At 40.2% G+C, this 21329-nt stretch carries 15 protein-coding genes, 2 tRNA genes and 3 rRNA genes; 15 read left to right on the top strand and 5 right to left on the bottom strand.

Going from position 1 to position 21329, the window contains the following annotated elements:
* The first annotated feature begins 56 nt into the window (after positions 1–56).
* From J4771_RS05665 to hemL, 4 genes are all read left to right on the top strand, one after another.
* Positions 57–1163: a T9SS type A sorting domain-containing protein gene (locus J4771_RS05665; RefSeq protein WP_224137301.1), complete on the top strand. Its 1107-nt coding sequence runs from the start codon at positions 57–59 to the stop codon at positions 1161–1163.
* Between the two features lie 86 nt (positions 1164–1249).
* Positions 1250–2167, top strand: coding sequence for a 1-aminocyclopropane-1-carboxylate deaminase/D-cysteine desulfhydrase (locus J4771_RS05660; protein WP_224137285.1), 918 nt, complete (start codon positions 1250–1252; stop codon positions 2165–2167).
* Positions 2168–2223: 56 nt separating this feature from the next.
* Positions 2224–3273: a glucosaminidase domain-containing protein gene (locus J4771_RS05655; protein WP_224137280.1), complete on the top strand. Its 1050-nt coding sequence runs from the start codon at positions 2224–2226 to the stop codon at positions 3271–3273.
* Positions 3274–3390: 117 nt separating this feature from the next.
* Positions 3391–4674 carry a glutamate-1-semialdehyde 2,1-aminomutase gene (gene hemL, locus J4771_RS05650; RefSeq protein ID WP_224137278.1) on the top strand — a complete coding sequence of 428 codons (1284 nt, stop codon included), beginning with the start codon at positions 3391–3393 and terminating at the stop codon, positions 4672–4674.
* 114 nt (positions 4675–4788) lie between these two features.
* On the opposite strand, the gene namA is transcribed toward hemL, so the two are convergent.
* The gene (namA, locus tag J4771_RS05645; RefSeq protein WP_224137275.1) at positions 4789–5835 is read right to left on the bottom strand and encodes an NADPH dehydrogenase NamA; all 1047 of its coding nucleotides are present in this window, start codon (positions 5833–5835) and stop codon (positions 4789–4791) included.
* Positions 5836–6056: 221 nt separating this feature from the next.
* Between namA and cdd the strand changes: the two genes are divergently transcribed.
* Together cdd and J4771_RS05635 are read left to right on the top strand one after the other, a co-directional pair.
* Entirely contained in the window at positions 6057–6536 is a 480-nt protein-coding gene (gene cdd, locus J4771_RS05640) for a cytidine deaminase (RefSeq protein WP_224137273.1), read from the top strand.
* Between the two features lie 21 nt (positions 6537–6557).
* Positions 6558–7442: a Ppx/GppA phosphatase family protein gene (locus tag J4771_RS05635; RefSeq protein ID WP_224137270.1), complete on the top strand. Its 885-nt coding sequence runs from the start codon at positions 6558–6560 to the stop codon at positions 7440–7442.
* Positions 7443–7453: 11 nt separating this feature from the next.
* Here the strand turns inward: J4771_RS05635 and J4771_RS05630 are convergent, their stop codons facing one another.
* Positions 7454–8029 carry a hypothetical protein gene (locus J4771_RS05630; protein ID WP_224137268.1) on the bottom strand — a complete coding sequence of 192 codons (576 nt, stop codon included), beginning with the start codon at positions 8027–8029 and terminating at the stop codon, positions 7454–7456.
* A 77-nt stretch (positions 8030–8106) separates the two neighbouring features.
* Positions 8107–8601 carry a metallophosphoesterase family protein gene (locus tag J4771_RS05625; protein WP_224137266.1) on the bottom strand — a complete coding sequence of 165 codons (495 nt, stop codon included), beginning with the start codon at positions 8599–8601 and terminating at the stop codon, positions 8107–8109.
* A 62-nt stretch (positions 8602–8663) separates the two neighbouring features.
* Here J4771_RS05625 and truA point away from each other — a divergent pair, with 62 nt between their 5' ends.
* Together truA and J4771_RS05615 are read left to right on the top strand one after the other, a co-directional pair.
* Positions 8664–9398, top strand: coding sequence for a tRNA pseudouridine(38-40) synthase TruA (gene truA, locus J4771_RS05620; RefSeq protein WP_224137264.1), 735 nt, complete (start codon positions 8664–8666; stop codon positions 9396–9398).
* A gap of 129 nt (positions 9399–9527) precedes the next feature.
* Positions 9528–11273: an ABC transporter ATP-binding protein gene (locus J4771_RS05615; protein WP_224137259.1), complete on the top strand. Its 1746-nt coding sequence runs from the start codon at positions 9528–9530 to the stop codon at positions 11271–11273.
* A 53-nt stretch (positions 11274–11326) separates the two neighbouring features.
* On the opposite strand, the gene J4771_RS05610 is transcribed toward J4771_RS05615, so the two are convergent.
* Complete coding sequence (locus tag J4771_RS05610; RefSeq protein ID WP_224137256.1) at positions 11327–12613, bottom strand: aldehyde dehydrogenase family protein; 1287 nt, start codon at positions 12611–12613, stop codon at positions 11327–11329.
* A 523-nt stretch (positions 12614–13136) separates the two neighbouring features.
* On the opposite strand from J4771_RS05610, the gene gcvH reads away from it, so the two are divergent.
* From gcvH to rrf, 7 genes are all read left to right on the top strand, one after another.
* Entirely contained in the window at positions 13137–13514 is a 378-nt protein-coding gene (gene gcvH, locus J4771_RS05605) for a glycine cleavage system protein GcvH (RefSeq protein ID WP_224137254.1), read from the top strand.
* 25 nt (positions 13515–13539) lie between these two features.
* Positions 13540–13866 carry a VanZ family protein gene (locus J4771_RS05600; protein ID WP_262900193.1) on the top strand — a complete coding sequence of 109 codons (327 nt, stop codon included), beginning with the start codon at positions 13540–13542 and terminating at the stop codon, positions 13864–13866.
* Positions 13867–14593: 727 nt separating this feature from the next.
* Positions 14594–16110, top strand: a 16S ribosomal RNA gene (locus J4771_RS05595).
* Positions 16111–16251: 141 nt separating this feature from the next.
* Positions 16252–16325: transfer RNA gene (locus J4771_RS05590), tRNA-Ile, on the top strand.
* Between the two features lie 12 nt (positions 16326–16337).
* Positions 16338–16411: transfer RNA gene (locus tag J4771_RS05585), tRNA-Ala, on the top strand.
* Between the two features lie 171 nt (positions 16412–16582).
* Positions 16583–19339, top strand: a 23S ribosomal RNA gene (locus J4771_RS05580).
* Positions 19340–19484: 145 nt separating this feature from the next.
* Positions 19485–19592 (top strand): 5S ribosomal RNA (rrf, locus tag J4771_RS05575).
* Together the 16S, 23S and 5S rRNA genes with 2 tRNA genes alongside form the textbook arrangement of a ribosomal RNA operon.
* 140 nt (positions 19593–19732) lie before the next feature.
* Here rrf and hutH read toward each other — a convergent pair.
* Positions 19733–21220: a histidine ammonia-lyase gene (gene hutH, locus J4771_RS05570; RefSeq protein WP_394369782.1), complete on the bottom strand. Its 1488-nt coding sequence runs from the start codon at positions 21218–21220 to the stop codon at positions 19733–19735.
* Positions 21221–21329 lie beyond the last annotated feature (109 nt).

Below are 21329 nucleotides of genomic sequence, written 5' to 3'. Positions count from 1 at the left end.
AAAATGTTTTCAAATTGTATTTTGTTTGTAATTTAGTCACTACAAATATTTAAAATATGAAAACAAATTTACTTTTTTTAATCCTTGCATTTTTCTTTGGGAATGTGATTCTCAAATCTCAACAGTCAATTTTGGTAATGAACTCTACAGCCAAAACGGTAGCACAACTTAATGCTGCAGATGGATCGGTGATTAATTCTGGGTTTATCAACTTAACATCACTTTCGGCAGGAACCATAAAGGGTATTGTGCAGGTTCAGGACAAAATTTGGATTTCGGATCAGACTAATAATCGAATTTACACTTTCGCACTCGATGGGACTTATGTGTCCACAATCCCTTCAACGGTTGGTTTAAGTAACATTCGCGGATTGAATGTGGTAAATAACGAAGTTTGGGTAACCAATGCGGGAAGTACAAATGGAGCAATTGCCAATTCTGTGAGAAGGCTTGATTTTGCAGGCAATTCACTTGGTGCCTACAACACAATTGCGGATCCTTTTGATGCGATTGATAATGGCGCTGGGAAAGCATATATTACCTCTTTCGGAAGCAGTGGAATTCAAATGATGAATTATGACGGAACAGTGGCGGGAAATTTGGTTGATGCAGGAATTTTGTCAGGAATTGAACAAATCAATAAAACTTCGGCCGGAAATTATGTACTGGCCGTATTTAGTAGCAATGCAACCTCCGGAAACACAAGCGGACTGTATGTTATTTCGCCTACAGGAAATATCTTAAACAAATGGAATAATGTTACGGGTTTACGTGGAGCGATACAGACTTCTAATGGCAACTACTTGTGCTCCAACTCAAATGGTGTGCAAAAAGTGGACGCAGCTACGGGAGCATCAACACAGATTATTGCTGGAAATTACCAATACTTTACTTTGATTAACGGTAATTTGGCAGTTGATAACATTGCCGCAAAATATGTTTCAGTATTTCCAAATCCTACAACAGATTATATTAATGTAGAGACAGAAAGCAAAATAAATACGGTGCAATTATTCTCTGCTTCTGGTCAGCTGGTAAAACAGTTTAAAAATATTAATGAATCTAAAACAAAGCTGAACTTACACGATTTGCCGGTGAATGTTTACATTTTGAAAGTGGATACTCAACAAGGAGTCAAAACGCTGAAAGTTATTAAGAAGTAGTAGGATTTTATCTTCAAGCAGATTAAAGGGTGTATTGATATGCACCCTTTTTTGTTTTTGATTTTCTTTCGAATAAATTTGTAACAATGAAAATTCCTGATACTCAGATTCCAATAATCGAAATTCCTTTAAAGGGAAACATTCAACTTTTTATCAAAAGAGAAGATCTCATTCATCCCCAAATTTCAGGAAACAAATATTGGAAGCTTTTATATAATATCAACAACTACTTAGACGAAGATCCAACAAATCCTTCTATCATTACTTTTGGTGGCGCTTTCTCAAACCACATTTCCGCAGTTTCAGCTTTAGGAAAAGATTTAGAGATAAAAACTTTAGGGATAATTCGAGGTGAGGAATTGCAAAGTAAATGGCAGCAAAATCCAACCCTAAAATTCGCTCACGAAAACGGAATGGATTTCAGATTTGTTACAAGAGAAGATTTTCGTGACAAAGAGATTTTAACTAAAAACTTAGAAATAGAATTTCCAAACGCATTAATTATTCCAGAAGGCGGAACTAATGAATTCGCTTTAAAAGGCATTCAACACCTACTGAACAGCGATACGAAAAGTTTTGATTATCTTTGCACCGCAGTTGGAACAGGCGGAACCGTTGCCGGAATATCCAAATTTGCAGAGGAAAATCAGAAGGTTTTAGGTTTCAAGGTTGTTGATGATCATTCATTGAATGATAGTGTTTTAAAACTTTCCGAAAGAAATAATTTTGAACTCATCGAAGCACACGACGGAAGTTACGGCAAAATAACTGATGAAAATATCCGTTTTATCAATGATTTCTCGGAAAAGTTTGGAATTCAGTTGGAACCCATTTACACAGGAAAAATGATGAAGAAGGTTTTTGAATTGATAGAAGTAAGTTATTTTCCTGAAAACAGCAAAATTCTCGCATTTCACACCGGCGGATTACAGGGAATTGAAGGCGCCAACGAAATGTTGAGGAAAAAGAAAAGAGATTTAATAATCAATAGGAACGCACTTTAGTCCGTTTTAATAAAAGGTAAATAATTATTGGCTTTAGCCAAAACTTAAATCCATTTATGAAAAAAATATTTTTTGCATTCGCAATACTTATTTTATCAAAATTCCAAGCCCAAACTTGGAAAACTGAAGACCAATACATCCAAAGATTTGCAACCTACGCCGTCGAGGAAATGGAGAAATATAAAATTCCCGCCTCCATCACTTTAGCGCAAGGACTTTTAGAAACCGGTGGTGGACAAAGCCGACTCGCCATTCAAGGCAACAATCATTTCGGTATCAAATGTAAAGAAGAGTGGACCGGAAAAACCATGAAGCACACCGATGACGCTCCCAACGAATGTTTTCGTGTTTATGACGATCCGAGAGAGTCCTACGAAGACCATTCAAAGTTTCTGGCTTACCGAAAATATTATCAGAATCTCTTCAAACTTGACATGAAAGACTACAAAGCTTGGGCGCATGGACTGAAAAAAGCAGGATACGCTACAAATCCGCGTTACGCTTACATTCTTATCGATAAAATCGAGCGATACAAGCTTTACGAATTCGACAATACCAATTCAAAGGAAGTCCTTTACGCAGTCTTAAAAATGTATCCCGATTTGAGAAACGACAAAATGTTTATGGCGCAACTCGACCAAAACAAAGCCTCCTCAAAACCTGTCACAGTAACGGTTCCTTATCAACAGACTTCTTATGCTCAACAACAAAAAAACGTTCAGAAAATTGTTACAAAAGCAGAAACCCTCAATTCAATTTTAATTAAAAGTCATCCCAACGAAAACAAAAAGTTTGTCATTATTCCTGATAACGTTGATTTAGCTTCAATTTCTAAAAAATTCGGAATCAGTGAAAGTCGTTTGATGAAATGGAACGAACTCGATGGAAATCAATTGAAAAGAAACGATATTCTCTTTTTAGAATCGAAATCTTCGAACGGAAACATCGCTACTTACAAATCACAATCCGGAGAATCTATGCACGATATCGCGCAAAAATTCGGAATAAAGTTGAAAAAATTATATTCCAAAAACCGTATGGATTTCGGGCAACAACCAAAACCGGGACAATTAATTTATCTACAGGAAAAAAAACCAAGAGGATAATTTTGGTGTATGGTCAATTTGCTTCGCTGCAATTTCTTTGATCGAATTTTTCTGCGTACATGATCCATCACCCAACATCCAGCCAAAATATTACTCATTACTTATTACCCATTACTCATGATTTACCAAAGAAGTTCGGCCTTATTCCATGAAGCCCAAAAATATATTCCCGGTGGAGTAAATTCCCCGGTTCGCGCCTTTAAATCTGTTGGCGGAGTTCCAATTTTTATGAAATCTGCAAAAGGAGCATACATGACCGATGTGGACGATAATGTTTATATCGACTACATCAATTCTTGGGGACCCGCAATTTTGGGGCACACTCATCCCGAAGTTTTAGAAGCCATTAAAAAGCAGGCAGAAAATGGTTTTTCTTACGGAACTCCAACTGAATTGGAAACTGAAATCGCAAAATTCATCGTAGAAAATGTGCCAAACATCGATGAAATCAGAATGGTTTCTTCAGGAACTGAAGCATGTATGAGTGCGATTCGTTTGGCGAGAGGTTTTACCGGAAGAGACAAAATCATCAAGTTCGAAGGTTGTTATCACGGACATTCCGATTCTTTTTTAATTAAAGCGGGAAGTGGTGCTGCAACTTTCGGGAATCCAAATTCTCCCGGAGTTACCGCCGGAACTGCGAAAGATACTTTGTTGGCGAGATACAACGATTTCGAACAGGTTGAAGATTTGTTCCGTTTGAATCAAGGTGAAATTGCAGCAATCATCATCGAACCTGTTGCAGGAAATATGGGATGCGTTTTGCCGGAAAATAATTTCCTTCAAAAATTGAGAACCATTTGTGATGAAAACGGAGCATTATTGATTTTCGATGAGGTAATGACAGGTTTTCGTTTGGCTTTCGGTGGCGCACAGGAAGTTTTCAATGTGAAAGCCGATTTGGTGACTTACGGAAAAGTCATCGGAGGCGGACTTCCTGTTGGTGCTTTTGCGGGAAGAAGTGAAATCATGAATCATCTTGCTCCACGTGGCGCGGTATATCAAGCCGGAACTTTGAGCGGAAATCCTTTGGCGATGAGGGCAGGTTTAACGACTTTGCAGCTCATTAAAAATGATGAAAATTTCTACCAAAACATCAATAAAACGACAGAAACCTTAGATTTTGAAATTGGAAAAATCTTAAATTCTAAAAATATTCCACACCGAATTAACAGAAAAGGTTCGATGATGAGTGTTTTCTTCCACACGAAATCGGTTTCTAATTTTGATGAAGCGGCAGATTCCAATCATGCTCTATTCAACAATTTTTTCCACCAACTTTTAGAAAAAGGAATTTATCTTCCACCAAGTGGTTACGAAACGTGGTTTATTTCCGATGCGATTAAAGATCAGGAAATCGACAAGACTTTGGAAGTCATCAGAAAATTTGAATATTCGTAAAAGCATTTAGAATAAAAAGATCTGCGCAATACCCATAATTTCCGAGAAAATAAAATACAAATCCGCTTCAAATTTAGAAGCGGATTTTTTAGAAGGTTTCAAAAGTTGACAAGGTTAAATTCTCGCTCTTTCATATTGATGCGGAAAAAAACATTCTCCTTTTTCATTAAAAGAATTCTGTACCGCTAAATATGGATTTCTCAAAATTTCTCGTGCCACGAAAATTAAATCGGCTTCCTCTTTCTGCAGAATTTCTTCGGCTTGTTCAGCGGTTTTTATCAATCCAACTGCGCCGGTTTTTATTCCTGATTTTTTCTTGATTTCTGCCGCGAAGGAAACTTGATAACCATCAAATAAGGTGATTTTTGCGCCGTGAATATTTCCACCGCTTGAAACATCGATTAAATCGACGTTTTTAGTTTTCAGAATTTTTGCGAGTTCCACACTTTGTTCTAAATCCCAACCGTTTTCCGCATAATCTGTCGCAGAAATTCTTACAAAAAGTGGGTGGTTTTCATCTAAAACTTCATTCACAGCATCAACAATTTCCAATAAGAAACGAATTCTATTTTCAAAACTTCCGCCATATTCATCGGTTCTGATATTCGATAATGGCGACAAAAACTGATGAACTAAATAACCATGGGCAGCGTGAATTTCCACCAAATCAAAACCAGCATTAATGGAACGTTTTGCAGCATCTCTAAAACTCTGAACCAAACTTTTGATTTCTTCAGTTGAAAGTACATGTGGAATTCTTTCGCTTTCATGATAAGCAATCGGTGATGGAGCCACGGTTTTCCAACCTTCCTCCAAAGAAATCTGTTTTCCGTTCCAGGTTGAAGCTTTTCTTCCTGCATGTGCTAACTGAATTCCGATTTTGCTTTCCGAGTTTTCATGAACAAATTTTACAATTTTTCGAAATGCTTCAACTTGTTCGTCATTCCAAATTCCGGTGCATTTGTTGGTGATTCTTCCTTCGGGAACAACGCCGGTTGCTTCCACGATGATTAATCCAGTTCCACCTTGAGCACGACTTCCGTAATGAACGAAATGAAAATCATTCGGAACGCCATTTTCTGCTGAATACATACACATCGGGGACATTACCCAACGGTTTTTCAGTTCTAAATTTCTAAATTTTATTTTTGAGTATAACATAAATTGATGCAAGATGCAGTTGGTGCAAGTTGCAAAGGGTGAATATTGGTACAGTTAGTACAACTTTTCACAAAGTTACTAGTAATATCTTATTGACCAACAATTGAAATGATATTCAGTGAAAACTTATTAATGAGAACGCTCAAAACCATTTGCAACTTGCACCTACTGCACCGAATTATTACTAATTTTTTCCTATATTTACTCCCCGATTTTTAAAAATGGAAAAAGAATTTAAAATCACTTTCGAAGCCATCAGGAATTACGACGCGCTTGATGAAACTGAAAAAAAATTATTTGATGCCGCCAAAAAAGTTCGTGAAAATGCTTATGCTGCCTATTCCAACTTTCATGTTGGTTGTGCGATTCTTCTTCAAAATGGTGAAATTGTCACAGGAAGCAACCAGGAAAACGCGGCTTATCCTTCAGGTTTATGTGCGGAAAGGACTACAATTTTTTGGACATCCGCCAATTATCCTGGAGTGAAGATGAAAAAATTATTTGTAATTGGAGCACCGAAAGATGCCATTTCATCATCACCAATTCCTCCGTGTGGAGCTTGCAGACAGTCGATTTTAGAATACGAAGCGAAACAGAAAGAAGAAATCGAAATTTATTTTGCATCTCTTGATGGCGAAATTTTCAAAACAAAATCCATTAGAGATTTGCTTCCATTTTCATTTGATTCTTCTTATCTTTAGATATTAAATTTTTTCAGACTTATGAAAATCGCCGCGATCGATATCGGAAGTAATGCTGCACGACTTCTCATCAATGAAGTCATAGAACCTAAAAAAGGCAAACCCGAATTTACCAAACTCAACTTGTTGCGGATTCCGTTGCGATTGGGAATGGATGTTTTTACGAATGGCGAAATTGGTCCTGAACGGGAGAAAATGGTGGTCGATTCCATGAAAGTGTTTTCGGATTTAATGAAAATTTATGGGGTTGAACATTATCGAGCGTGTGCAACTTCGGCGATGCGTGATGCGAAAAACGGCGTGAAGATTCGTGAATTGGTAAAAAAGACTTCCGGAATTGATATCGAAATTATTTCCGGCGACGAGGAAGCTTCATTGGTTTATGAAAACCACGTTGCAGAGGGACTTGACAAAGATTTTTCTTATTTGTACATTGATGTTGGAGGTGGTTCAACCGAACTCACTTTCTATGAAAACGGAAAGATGAAATACAAAAATTCCTTTAATATCGGAACCATCCGGTTGCTGAACAATCTCGTTACAGAAGATCATTGGAAAGATATGAAAGAGGAAATACGCAAAAATATCAACAGTAAAAAAGCGGTTGTAGCAATTGGATCGGGCGGAAATATCAACAAAGTTTTCTCCATGAGCAAAACCAAGGACGGAAAACCTCTCTTTTTATCGGGCTTAAAAAACACCTACAAAGAATTAAGTTTGCTATCTGTAACGGAACGAATGGCGAAACACAATCTGCGAGAAGACCGCGCGGATGTTTTGGTTCCTGCCTTAGAAATTTTCACCAAAGTGATGACTTGGAGCGACATCAACAAAATCTTTGTTCCGAAAATCTCCGTTGCGGATGGTTTGATTCATCAGATTTATGATGGCTTAAAGAAGAAATGATTTGTGGGAAACTAATCTCCACCTTCATCATCTGATTCATCGTCATCATCTTTAAAATCAAAACCATCGAGATTAAAATCGTCAAGGTCAATTTCAGAGGCATCAAAACCGAAATCCAGTTCGTCATCATCTTCGTCTATCCAATTCAGTTCTACACCGTCCTGCACGTAATCTTGCGGAATTCCAGGCGGATTGAAAAGTCCCCATTCATCCACAATAAATTTTTTTGGGTCAAATGAAGCCACCCAATCTCTGAACAGCAAACGAAATTCCTCCAATTGTTTACGAACAATCAAGTAATAATGCGCTTCATCAAAACCGAAAGAGGTCAAACTGTGATACAAAACCACCAATTCTCTTGCGCATTTTCTAATGATGGCGGCGTTTTCCATTTTGATGTCCCAAAGATTCACTGCTTCTGCTCCCGAAATTTTCGCCTGAATCACCATCGTATTTTCCATCAAATGCATTTTGGTGTGCTGTAAATATTCGTTTTCTTCGGGAATTAAATCGCAAATTGTTTTTACAGTTCGGTAAATTTCTTCCGATTTTTGGTAAAGCGGCATTTCGCGCAGTTTCTTTCTCATGGCTTGTTATTTATTCAAAATTACGAACATTCAGAAATTTGTCATTAATCATTACTCATTACTTATTGCTCATGAAGTTAGCGTTTCCCCAACTCAATCACTTCCAAATTTTCGATCTTTTCCCCATTAATTTCAAACCGCATCATCGTTCTCACTTTATGCCATCCTTGATTTCCCGCTGCACCTGGATTCAAATGAAGTAATTGATTTTTTTGGTCAAACATCGCTTTTAAAATATGCGAATGTCCTGAAATAAATACTTTCGGCGGATTTTCTGCAATTTCTTTTTTGGCTAAAGGCGAATATTTTCCCGGATAACCACCAATATGAATCATCAAAACTTCCGCTTCCTCGCATTTAAATCTTAAAACTTCGGGAAAAATTTTTCGGATTTTTTCGTTGTCGATATTTCCGTAAACACCGCGAACAGGTTTAATTTTTTCTAATGCTTCAATCACTTCCAAACTCCCGAAATCGCCGCAATGCCAAATTTCGTCGGCATTTTTGGCATATTCAAGAATTCTTTCGTCCATATAAGAATGCGTGTCGGAAAGGAGTAAAATCTTTTTCATGGGAAAGCAAATTACTCGATTTTTCTTGAATTTTACGGATTAAATTTTAGAAATTTGCATCAATGAGATATTTCATCGAATTTTCATACCACGGTAAAAATTATTTCGGCTATCAAATTCAGCCAAGAGAAATTTCGGTTCAGCAAGAACTTGAAAAAGCTTTGTCTACAATCCTTCGCGAAGAAATCAAAACGACAGGAGCGGGGAGAACCGACACCGGAGTTCACGCCAAAAAAATGTTTGCGCATTTTGATACCGAACAGATTTTAGATGAAAATCTTCCACACAAACTCAACAGTTTTCTTCCACCCGATATTTCGGTGAAGACAATTTTTAAAGTCAAAGATGATTTCCATGCAAGATTTGATGCAACTTTCCGAACTTATGAATATTATATTTCTTTAGATAAAAATCCTTTTACTCAAGATTCTTCTTGGCAAATTTGGAAGCGGAATTTAGATATAGATAAAATGAATGAAGCCTGCAAAATACTTTTTGAATTTGAGGATTTCACAAGTTTTGCCAAACTTCACACCGACAATAAAACCAATAACTGCAAGATCTACAAGGCATTTTGGGAACAAAACGGAACCGAATTGAAGTTCACCATTTCAGCCGACAGATTTTTGAGAAATATGGTTCGATCGATTGTTGGAACCATGGTTGAAATTGGCAACGGCAAACTTCAACCCGAAGATTTACGAAAAATCATAGCAAAAAAAAACCGCAGTTCCGCAGGAACTTCCGCACCACCTCAAGGTTTGTTTTTGGTCGACGTGGGTTATGATTTTGTTTGAGAGTTTGAGCGTTTGAAAGGAAATAAACATCTCTACACAATCTTTTTTACCGAAAATCGCATCTCGAACCCCGTATCTCGAACCTCGCAACTTTTCCTTATTTTTGCACAGCAATTTTCTAGAATTTAAATGAAGAAACAAACGACTTGGGATATTATTAGGAGGCTTTTTGTGATTGGGATGAAATTCCGGTCTTGGTTTATTGTTACGCTTCTAATTTCCATTGTACTCTCAGTAATTTCCACGTATCGACCGTATCTCACGATGCAGATTGTGGACGTTGACATCATTCAGCTCAAAGACAAAGAGTTGATGATGAAACACATCTATATTTTGGTGGCTTTGGTTTTTGGGGAAACGGTTTTGAACTTTTTCTTGGTTTATTTTTCAAACTTTATTTCTCAAAATGTAATTCGTGATATTCGGGAACGGCTTTATCATAAACTCATCTATTTCCGAACTTCATTTTTTGACAAAACGGCAATTGGTCAACTCGTCACCAGAGCAGTGGGAGATGTAGAAACCATTGCGACGGTTTATACCGATGGATTTTTGATGGTTTTCGGGGATATTCTTCGAATCATTTTCGTTTTGGTCGCTATGTTTCAAGTTGATGTTCATTTGAGTTACATTTCATTGGCGATTCTTCCGTTAATGGTGATTATTACAAGATTTTTTCAGAAAAGATTAAAGAAAGCTTTTGGTGATGAAAGAACTTGGACGGCAAATCAGAATTCTTTCGTTCAGGAGCGACTTTCGGGAATGACTTTAATTCAGGTATTTAACCGTCAACAGGCGGAGTTCAAAAAGTTTGATGAAATCAACATTACCTTAAAATCGGCTTTATTAAGAACGGTTTTCATTTTCTCATTGTTTTTTCCTGTTGTTGAATTAATTTCTTCACTTTTCCTTGGATTTATCTTGCTTTACGGCGGATTTATTACCATCAAAGCAGGAGCGGTGATTGCCTTCATTCAATATATTTCGATGTTGATCCGTCCTTTAAGACAAATCGCGGACCGATTCAACAATATTCAACGAGGAATTGTTGGTGCAGAGAGAGTTTTGGGTGTGATGGATGAAGATTTCACATTACCGAATCAAGGAGAAATCGTTAAAAACCACTTCGACGGAAAAATTGAATTTCAGAATGTTCATTTTGCCTACGATGAAAAACAGGAAGTTTTAAAAGGAATAAGTTTTAAGGTAAATCCGGGCGAAACCGTGGCAATTGTTGGTGCAACAGGAGCAGGAAAATCAACGATTATCAGTTTGATTACACGACTTTACGACATCAATTCAGGGAAAATTTTGTTGGATGATGTGGATTTAAAAGATTATGAACTCTATAATTTAAGAAGTCACATTGGAGTTGTTTTGCAGGATGTTTTCTTATTCCACGGAAGTATTTTTGAAAACCTTTCTTTTGGCGATGACACGATAACTTTAGAAAAAATCAGGAAAATTGCGAAAGAAATAGAAGTGGATGATTTCATTGAATCACTTCCTGGAGGTTACGATTATGTTGTTCGTGAAAGAGGTTCCTCCATTTCTCTGGGACAAAGACAGCTTTTGTCATTTTTAAGAGCTTATCTTTCTGACCCGAAAATTCTGATTCTCGACGAAGCGACTTCTTCCATCGACCACGAAAGTGAGAAACTGATTCAAAGAGCGACAGAAAAAATCACCAAAAACCGAACTTCCATCATCATTGCACACCGACTTTCCACCATCGAAAAAGCCGATAAAATCATCGTCATGGAACACGGCAAAATCGTGGAAGAAGGTAAACACATGGAACTCCTCAACAAAAATGGCTATTACTCAACTTTGTACAAAGCGCAACTAAAGCATGAAGTAGAGGAGAGTGAGTAAAGAATTTGCGAATTGTTACTCACCCCAACACACCAAAATAATTTGGCTCCTGATTAATTTCCCACAACCGTCTTCACCGTCACAAACTCCTTCAAAGCAATCAGCGAAAGCTCCGTTCCGTAACCCGAAGATTTTGCTCCGCCAAATGGCAATCGTGGGTCAGAACTCGATTCCTTGTTTACACTCACCGTTCCAGATTCCAAGTTTTCAATAAAAAACTGCTGTCTTTTTTTATCCTTTGTCCAAACAGAATTTGAAAGTCCGAAAGGAATATCGTTCGCCAATTTCAGCGCTTCTTCATCATTTTTAGCAATCATCACCATTCCAAGCGGACCGAAAAGTTCCTCTTCCAAAATCGGATTTCCTGATTTTACTTTAATTAAACCCGGCATAAATTCATTGGGTGAGATTCTTTTCAACGGCAAAATAACTTCCGCTCCGTTCTTGAGAGCTTTCTTATATTGCATTTCCAATTCATCCGCCAAATCGGGACGAGCCATTCCTGCAATTAAGGTGTCTTTTTTCAAGGGTTTTCCGGGAATGTATTTTTGATATTCTTTAATGAAAATCGGCAAAAATTCTTTCTCAATATTCTTTTGGATGATGAATCGTTTTCCGGCATTACACGCTTGTCCGCAATTTTGAAGTCTTGCTTTAGCGCCACTTTCCGCCGCTTTTTTGAAATTAGCGTCATCCAAAACAATGAATGCGTCGCTTCCTCCTAATTCCAAAAGAGATTTTTTAATATTTCTTCCTGCAGTTGCTGCGACTTCAGCACCGGCTTTTTCACTTCCTGTTAAACTTACTCCACGAACAATGGGATTTTCTAAAACTTTCGTCACCTCTTCATGACCGATTTCCAGATTTTGAAAAATTCCTTTTGGGAAACCTGCTTCAAGAAATAGCTTTTCAATTCGGTTTCCACTTCCAAAACAAATTGAAGCGTGTTTCAAAACCACCGCATTACCTGCAAGAATCGCAGGAACTGCAAACCTTAAAACTTGCCAAAACGGAAAATTCCACGGCATCACTCCAAGAATAACCCCTTTCGGAACATAATGGATTTCGGAAATTCGATATTCGGTTTTTATTTTTTCGGGTTTCAAAATATTTTCTGCGTTCGCATAATAACTGCACATTAAAGCACATTTTTTAATTTCGGCAATAGATTGTGAAATGGGTTTGTTCATTTCTTTGGTAATAATTTTACCTAAAGACTCTGAATTCTTTTCAAGTTTATCGGCTAATTTCAGCAGAAGTTTCTGTCTATTTGAAAAAGGGACTTTCTTCCAACTCTCAAAACTTTTTTGAGCGGCATTTAATTTAGATTGTAAATTCATTGTTTGGAATTTTTGACCTTATTATATATAGGGTGTAAAAGTGATATGAACAAATATAGCAAAAACGATGCAAAGCACTTTTTGAAAACCAATAAATTCTCTTTTGAAAACATTGATGAAGAAAATCAGAGAATCGTTTGCCGTTTTATATATATCGAACTTTCAATGAAAAATGAAATATCTTAAATGGAGTTCATTTCGACCTAGGAGATTTTTGGGTTAAGAAAAATTGAAATTTCTTTCAGCGGTAATTCACTAAATTATAACTAAATAAAAATTTCCATTGTTTGAGTGGCGGCAATTCATTTTCTTACCATTCAAAACTTAACTTTCCGCCCGAGTTTTTCAAATTTTCTTGCAAGAAATTTTATTTTTTTTAACAAAAAATCCAGTCTTGATTTTTTGAATACTTTTGCATAAAGCCCAAAGTATTGAATAAAAAAAATATTTTAAATATCTACTATTTTAGGTAGAAATAGAATATTTTCTTTAATTTTGAAAAAATAATAAAAACAGATAAAAAATGAACACACCGTCTGAATTAAAGTACACCAAAGACCACGAATGGGTTAGAATTGAAGGAAACATCGCAACCATCGGAATCACCGATTTTGCACAAAGCGAGTTGGGCGACATCGTTTTCGTGGATGTAGATACTGTGGATGACGAACTTTCTGCGGGAGACGTTTTCGGAAGCGTGGAAGCTGTGAAGACCGTTTCCGACTTATTCTTGCCATTATCAGGAAAAGTTGTAGAATTTAATACAAAGATTGAAGACGAGCCGGAACTACTAAACACCGACCCGTACGGAAACGGATGGATTATCAAATTAGACATCGGCGAAGGTGCAGATACCTCACAACTCCTTTCAGCAGAGCAATACCAAGCATCACTTGGATAAAATATCAAAAATATTTACGAAGATTTTGCCCATTTATTGGGCATTTCTTACTTATATGCTCCTCAAACCCGGCGTGGAAAACATGGAGTATCCCTTTATGTTCCAAGGAATCGACAAAATCTTGCATTTAAGCATCTTCGCGTTATTGGGATTCTGTTTTATGGCAGCATTCCCAAGAACAAAATTCATCATTTACATTCAGATCATGCTCTGTTACGGCATTCTCACCGAAATCCTACAGGAAGAGATGGCTTTAGGCAGGTCTTTGGAAGGGCTCGATTTGGTCGCAGATACAATAGGAGTTCTCATCGGGTATTTTGTCTTTCAAAAGACTAAAGCAATCAATTTATAAATATTTTTTTTGGGCGGTTCCCTGGCCAATGCTTACCAACTTACTCAAAATTTTCCCTCAACTCGGGTCGGGCTATTCGTTGCAACTCCTCGTGCCACTGCCAAATTTCCATGCAACTGCGGGGTTTCCACTTCTATCCCTACCGCGGTTTTCCGCTAATTTGATAATGTGGATAACTTTTTGAACGATTATACGGTACTTAAAACCAATATTTTACGAACACATTTTTACACATCCCAAAAATTTACTTTAGTTTCCATTTGGAAGTTAATAATTAATTAACATACTTTTGCACCCACCATTTGAGATATAGTGGTAGCGAAGTAGAAAATATAAATAAAAAAGGAGATTTGTTGAGGAAAGAACCTCGGCAACTTTTTAAAAAAAAGTTTTGGTGTATTGAAAAATCTTATTATCTTTGCAGTCCCTAATCGGTAGAGTTTGGGGTAGCGGAGTAGAGGATTTGGTTATGAATTTGGTAGGAGTTAAAATCTCTGAAATTTTTCGCACTGAATTTTAAGCAGTTAGAAAATATTTTAAATTTTTCTCCAAAAAATTTTGCCACATCAAAAATAGTTCATACTTTTGCACTCGCAAATCGGAACAAACGACAGAGAGAGTTTCCGGGGCGCGAAGAGAATACAAGTTCATTGACATACAAATAACAACCAAAAAAGTAAGGAAAAAACTAAGGCGTAAACAACTTTGAGCGAGTCAAGACAAACATACAATGGAGAGTTTGATCCTGGCTCAGGATGAACGCTAGCGGGAGGCCTAACACATGCAAGCCGAGCGGTAGAATCTCTTCGGGGATTTGAGAGCGGCGTACGGGTGCGTAACACGTGTGCAACCTGCCTCTATCTGGGGGACAGCCTTCCGAAAGGAAGATTAATACCCCATAATATAATGATTGGCATCAATTATTATTGAAAACTTCGGTGGATAGAGATGGGCACGCGCAAGATTAGATAGTTGGTGGGGTAACGGCCCACCAAGTCGATGATCTTTAGGGGTCCTGAGAGGGAGATCCCCCACACTGGTACTGAGACACGGACCAGACTCCTACGGGAGGCAGCAGTGAGGAATATTGGACAATGGGTGGAAGCCTGATCCAGCCATCCCGCGTGAAGGACGACGGCCCTATGGGTTGTAAACTTCTTTTGTACAGGGATAAACCTCCCCTCGTGAGGGGAGCTGAAGGTACTGTACGAATAAGCACCGGCTAACTCCGTGCCAGCAGCCGCGGTAATACGGAGGGTGCAAGCGTTATCCGGATTTATTGGGTTTAAAGGGTCCGTAGGCGGGCCCGTAAGTCAGTGGTGAAATCTCGCAGCTTAACTGCGAAACTGCCATTGATACTGCGGGTCTTGAGTGAATTTGAAGTGGCTGGAATAAGTAGTGTAGCGGTGAAATGCATAGATATTACTTAGAACACCGATTGCGAAGGCAGGTCACTAAGATTCAACTGACGCTGAGGGACGAAAGCGTGGGGAGCGAACAGGATTAGATACCCTGGTAGTCCACGCCGTAAACGATGCTAACTCGTTTTCGGGCCGCAAGGCTCGGAGACCAAGCGAAAGTGATAAGTTAGCCACCTGGGGAGTACGTCCGCAAGGATGAAACTCAAAGGAATTGACGGGGGCCCGCACAAGCGGTGGATTATGTGGTTTAATTCGATGATACGCGAGGAACCTTACCAAGACTTAAATGGGAATTGACAGATTTAGAAATAGATCCTCCTTCGGGCAATTTTCAAGGTGCTGCATGGTTGTCGTCAGCTCGTGCCGTGAGGTGTTAGGTTAAGTCCTGCAACGAGCGCAACCCCTGTCACTAGTTGCCATCATTCAGTTGGGGACTCTAGTGAGACTGCCTACGCAAGTAGAGAGGAAGGTGGGGATGACGTCAAATCATCACGGCCCTTACGTCTTGGGCCACACACGTAATACAATGGCCGGTACAGAGGGCAGCTACCACGCGAGTGGATGCGAATCTCGAAAGCCGGTCTCAGTTCGGATTGGAGTCTGCAACTCGACTCTATGAAGCTGGAATCGCTAGTAATCGCGCATCAGCCATGGCGCGGTGAATACGTTCCCGGGCCTTGTACACACCGCCCGTCAAGCCATGGAAGTCTGGGGTACCTGAAGTCGGTGACCGTAAAAGGAGCTGCCTAGGGTAAAACAGGTAACTAGGGCTAAGTCGTAACAAGGTAGCCGTACCGGAAGGTGCGGCTGGAACATCTCATTTTAGAGCGTCGTTCGACGTTAAACAGACAAGTGCCTCGGCACGAAAGAACTTGCTTGAAGTTCGCTTTAGTTTTTTTACTTTGGTTGGTATTTAAAAATAAACCCACTAGAAATTAGTACAGGGAAGAGATTAATAGCAAGCAGTCTCGTAGCTCAGCTGGTTAGAGCGCTACACTGATAATGTAGAGGTCGGCAGTTCGAGCCTGCCCGAGACTACTAATTGATAGAGGGGAATTAGCTCAGCTGGCTAGAGCGCCTGCCTTGCACGCAGGAGGTCAAGGGTTCGACTCCCTTATTCTCCACAGTTTCGGGGGCCTGGTTTAAAGGTTACGGATGGAGCCAAAAACAACATCTGTTCATCAGGACGAAGAAAAGACATTAAGATCATTGACATTAACGGTAAAGACATCACAAAGAGAAAACCGAGCGCCTTCGGGCGCCGAGTATAAAAATATACTAATATAACAATTAGGAAGGAAATCGTTAAGGGCGTATGGCGGATGCCTAGGCTTTCAGAGGCGAAGAAGGACGTGGTAAGCTGCGAAAAGCCGCGGGGATCGGCACACACGAATTGATCCGCGGATGTCCGAATGGGGCAACCCAATACATTGAAGATGTATTATCCCGCAAGGGAAGCAAACCCGGAGAACTGAAACATCTAAGTACCCGGAGGAAAAGAAATCGAAGAGATTCCGTAAGTAGTGGCGAGCGAAAGCGGATTAGCCCAAAAGCTTTTATATGTTTAATAGAATGTTCTGGAAAGAACGGCCGTAGAGGGTGATAGCCCCGTACATGAAAGGCATACATAAGTGATAAATGAGTAGGGCGGGACACGTGAAATCCTGTCTGAATATGGGGGGACCATCCTCCAAGGCTAAATACTCCTGAAAGACCGATAGTGAACAAGTACTGTGAAGGAAAGGTGAAAAGCACTCCGAATAGGAGGGTGAAAGAGAACCTGAAACCGTACGCCTACAAGCGGTCGGAGCCCACAAGTTGGGTGACGGCGTGCCTTTTGCATAATGAGCCTACGAGTTAATTTTGCCAGCGAGCTTAAGCACTTCAGGTGCGGAGGCGGAGCGAAAGCGAGTCTGAATAGGGCGCTTAGTTGGCAGGATTAGACGCGAAACCTTGTGATCTACCCATGGGCAGGTTGAAGCTTTGGTAACACAAAGTGGAGGACCGAACCGGTTGACGTTGAAAAGTCTTCGGATGACCTGTGGGTAGGGGTGAAAGGCCAATCAAACTGGGAGATAGCTCGTACTCCCCGAAATGCATTTAGGTGCAGCGTCGCGATAAGTTTATTAGAGGTAGAGCTACTGATTGGATGCGGGGGTTTCATCGCCTACCAATTCCTGACAAACTCCGAATGCTAATAAATGTTGCGCGGCAGTGAGGGCATGGGTGCTAAGGTCCATGTCCGAAAGGGAAAGAACCCGGACCAACAGCTAAGGTCCCCAAATCTATACTAAGTTGAAACAACGCGGTTGGACTGCATTGACAGCTAGGATGTTGGCTTGGAAGCAGCCATTCATTTAAAGAGTGCGTAACAGCTCACTAGTCGAGCGGTCCGGCATGGATAATAATCGGGCATAAGTATAGTACCGAAGCTATGGATTTATATCGTAGGATATATCTGGTAGGGGAGCATTCTGTCTGCGCCGAAGCAGTGTCGCGAGGCATTGTGGAGCGGACAGAAAAGAAAATGTAGGCATAAGTAACGATAAAGGGGGCGAGAAACCCCCTCACCGAAAGACTAAGGTTTCCTCAGCCATGCTAATCAGCTGAGGGTTAGTCGGGACCTAACGCGTACCCGAGAGGGGAAGTGGATGGACAGCGGGTTAATATTCCCGTACTTGCTCACACTAAAAAGGGGACGGAGCGCCGTACCTGCTGGAGACTGACGGAATAGTCAAGGCCTAGCCTCCGGGCGAAGCTGCTGCAGGGAAAGCGCTTCCAAGAAAAGCCGAAGTGAAGCAACCCGTACCAAAACCGACACAGGTAGTCGAGGAGAGAATCCTAAGGTGCTCGAGTGAGTCGTGGCTAAGGAACTAGGCAAAATAGTCTCGTAACTTCGGAAGAAGGGACGCCTCCCCCAGGGGAGGCCTCAGTAAAGAGGCCCAGGCGACTGTTTATCAAAAACACAGGACTCTGCTAAATCGAAAGATGCTGTATAGGGTCTGACACCTGCCCGGTGCTGGAAGGTTAAGGAAGGAAGTTAGCGCAAGCGAAGCTTTTGACTGAAGCCCCAGTAAACGGCGGCCGTAACTATAACGGTCCTAAGGTAGCGAAATTCCTTGTCGGGTAAGTTCCGACCTGCACGAATGGTGTAACGATCTGGGCACTGTCTCAGCCACGAGCTCGGTGAAATTGTAGTATCGGTGAAGATGCCGATTACCCGCAATGGGACGAAAAGACCCTGTGAACCTTTACTATAACTTCGTATTGACTTTGAGTAAACAATGTGTAGGATAGGTGGGAGGCTTTGAAGCCGGCACGCTAGTGTCGGTGGAGCCGACGTTGAAATACCACCCTTTGTTTACTTGGAGCCTAACTTCCTAAGGGAAGGACACTGCGTGGTGGGTAGTTTGACTGGGGTGGTCGCCTCCAAAAGAGTAACGGAGGCTTTCAAAGGTACCCTCAGCACGCTTGGTAACCGTGCGCAGAGTGTAATGGCATAAGGGTGCTTGACTGTGAGACCTACAAGTCGATCAGGTGCGAAAGCAGGACATAGTGATCCGGTGGTTCCGCATGGAAGGGCCATCGCTCATAGGATAAAAGGTACTCCGGGGATAACAGGCTAGTCTCCCCCAAGAGCTCACATCGACGGGGAGGTTCGGCACCTCGATGTCGGCTCGTCACATCCTGGGGCTGGAGAAGGTCCCAAGGGTTGGGCTGTTCGCCCATTAAAGTGGCACGCGAGCTGGGTTCAGAACGTCGTGAGACAGTTCGGTCTCTATCTATTGCGGGCGTTAGATGTTTGAGAGGGCTTGAATCTAGTACGAGAGGACCGATTTGAACAAACCTCTGGTGTATCAGTTGTACCGCCAGGTGCACCGCTGAGTAGCTACGTTTGGAAAGGATAAGCACTGAAGGCATATAAGTGCGAAACCTGCCTCAAGATGAGACATCTTTTAAGGGTCGTGGGAGATGACCACGTCGATAGGCTGCAGGTGTAAAGACAGCAATGTCATAGCCGAGCAGTACTAATTACCCGTAGATTTATGGCCTGGTTGGGCACCCGGGGGCAAGCGCAGGTTTGCTCTTTGTGAAAGTTTTTATCGATAAAAATTAAGAATTTTAAAGATTGGTGTGTTGAGGGATTGCCAATATCCTGACACCCTAATCTCTTAATCTCCTAATTATAATAATATTTAGGGTGGTTTTAGCGGAGGGGCTCACCCGTTCCCATTCCGAACACGGAAGTTAAGCCCTCCAGCGCCGATGGTACTGCGTAAGCGGGAGAGTAGGCCGCCGCCAGTTTTTTTTCAGAGTCCCCAATTACGAATGTAGTTGGGGACTTTTTTTGATTTATGTTATATGTAAAGTTTTTATTGGACGAGAAGCTATACAAACAATCCGACGAAAGCTTTCATCGGATACAAAAAATGTATTTTAAAAGATTAATTAGTTATAAATTTCCTGCTATTTATGAGGTCTGCAATTGCTAAAATGTCGTCCCCAATCAAACGGTCGTCTTCTAGTTTTGCGACTTTAGATCGAATTAAATCATAGGTGTTTTCTACAAATTTTGAGCATTTTGCAGGTCTTCGGAATTCTAAACCTTGTGCACCGAACATCAGTTCAATCGCTAAAATATTTTCAAGATTTTCTAAAACCTGATTGAATTTTCTACCCGAAATACTTCCCATCGAAACATGGTCTTCCTGTCCCAAACTTGTAGGGATGGAATCTGAAGATGCAGGAAAGCATAGTGTTTTATTTTCAGTAACCAGTGCAGCTGAAGTATATTGCGGAATCATAAAACCTGAATTCAAACCCGAGCTTTCCACCAAAAGTTTTGGCAACCCAAATTGTCCTTCTAATAAAAGGTAACTTCTACGGTCAGAAATATTACCGATTTCCGCCGCGGCTAAAGTTGCGTAATCTAAAGGTAAGGCTAATAATTGTCCGTGGAAATTTCCTCCTGAAATAGATTCTTCGGCACTTAAAACGACTGGATTATCGGTTACGGAATTCAGCTCAGTTTCAGCTAAATTCTTTAAATGTTCAAAAGCATTTCTACTTGCACCATGAACTTGTGGAACACAACGCATCGAATAAGGATCTTGAACACGGTCGCAGAATTCATGAGCGTGAAGATTTTCTGAACCTTTCAAAAATTTCAACATTCTTGCCGCTACTTTTTTGCTTCCTGCAAACGGACGGATTTCATGAAGTTCCTTTTTAAATGGACTTGCTGAACCGCGATAGGCTTCTAAACTCATTGCCGCTGTCAAATCTGCCAAATCTAACAAGTATTCAAACTTATCGATGCCTAAAATGGCGTGAGCTAAAATAAATTGCGTACCGTTAATTAAACCCAAACCTTCTTTTGGACCGAGGACTAATGGTTTCAACCCGTGTTTTTCTAAAATTTTTGAAGTTTCAACAGGTTCATTATTTTCCCAAACTTTTCCCAAACCGAGAAGCGGTAGGACCAAATGCGCAAGCGGCGCCAAATCTCCTGAAGCGCCTACCGATCCTTGTTCGGGAACTACAGGAATGATGTCTTTTTGCAACATTTCGATGAGTCTTTCAATCACTTTCAAAGACACCCCCGAAAATCCTTTGGAAAGGGCGTGAATTTTAGAAATCATCATCACTCTAGATAAATTTTTGGAAATGGGTTTTCCAACTCCTACTGCATGGGATATAATTAAATTATGTTGAAGTTTCGCAGTTTCCTCTTCAGAAATTTTCACGTCGCAAAGCGGCCCAAATCCTGTGTTAATCCCATAAACAGTGCGGTCTGATTCCACAATTTTCTGTACATTTTTTTGGGATTTTAGGATTTTATCTTTGGCTTCTTTGTTGAGTTTTGCTTTTTTGGGATTATCTAAAATCGCCATCACATCGGAAATGGTGAAAGTGTCTACGCCGTAAATCATCATGAATTATTTGGTCTTAAAAGTAAGGAAATTTTGAAGATTACTAAAATTGAATATATGGAGTAAATTTCACTATCATAAAAAATAGAAAATGGCAAATGTATATTCA

Source organism: Candidatus Kaistella beijingensis, from assembly GCF_020084865.1.
In the GTDB taxonomy this organism is placed as follows: domain Bacteria; phylum Bacteroidota; class Bacteroidia; order Flavobacteriales; family Weeksellaceae; genus Kaistella; species Kaistella beijingensis.
This window is presented reverse-complemented; position numbering and strand designations above follow the sequence as displayed.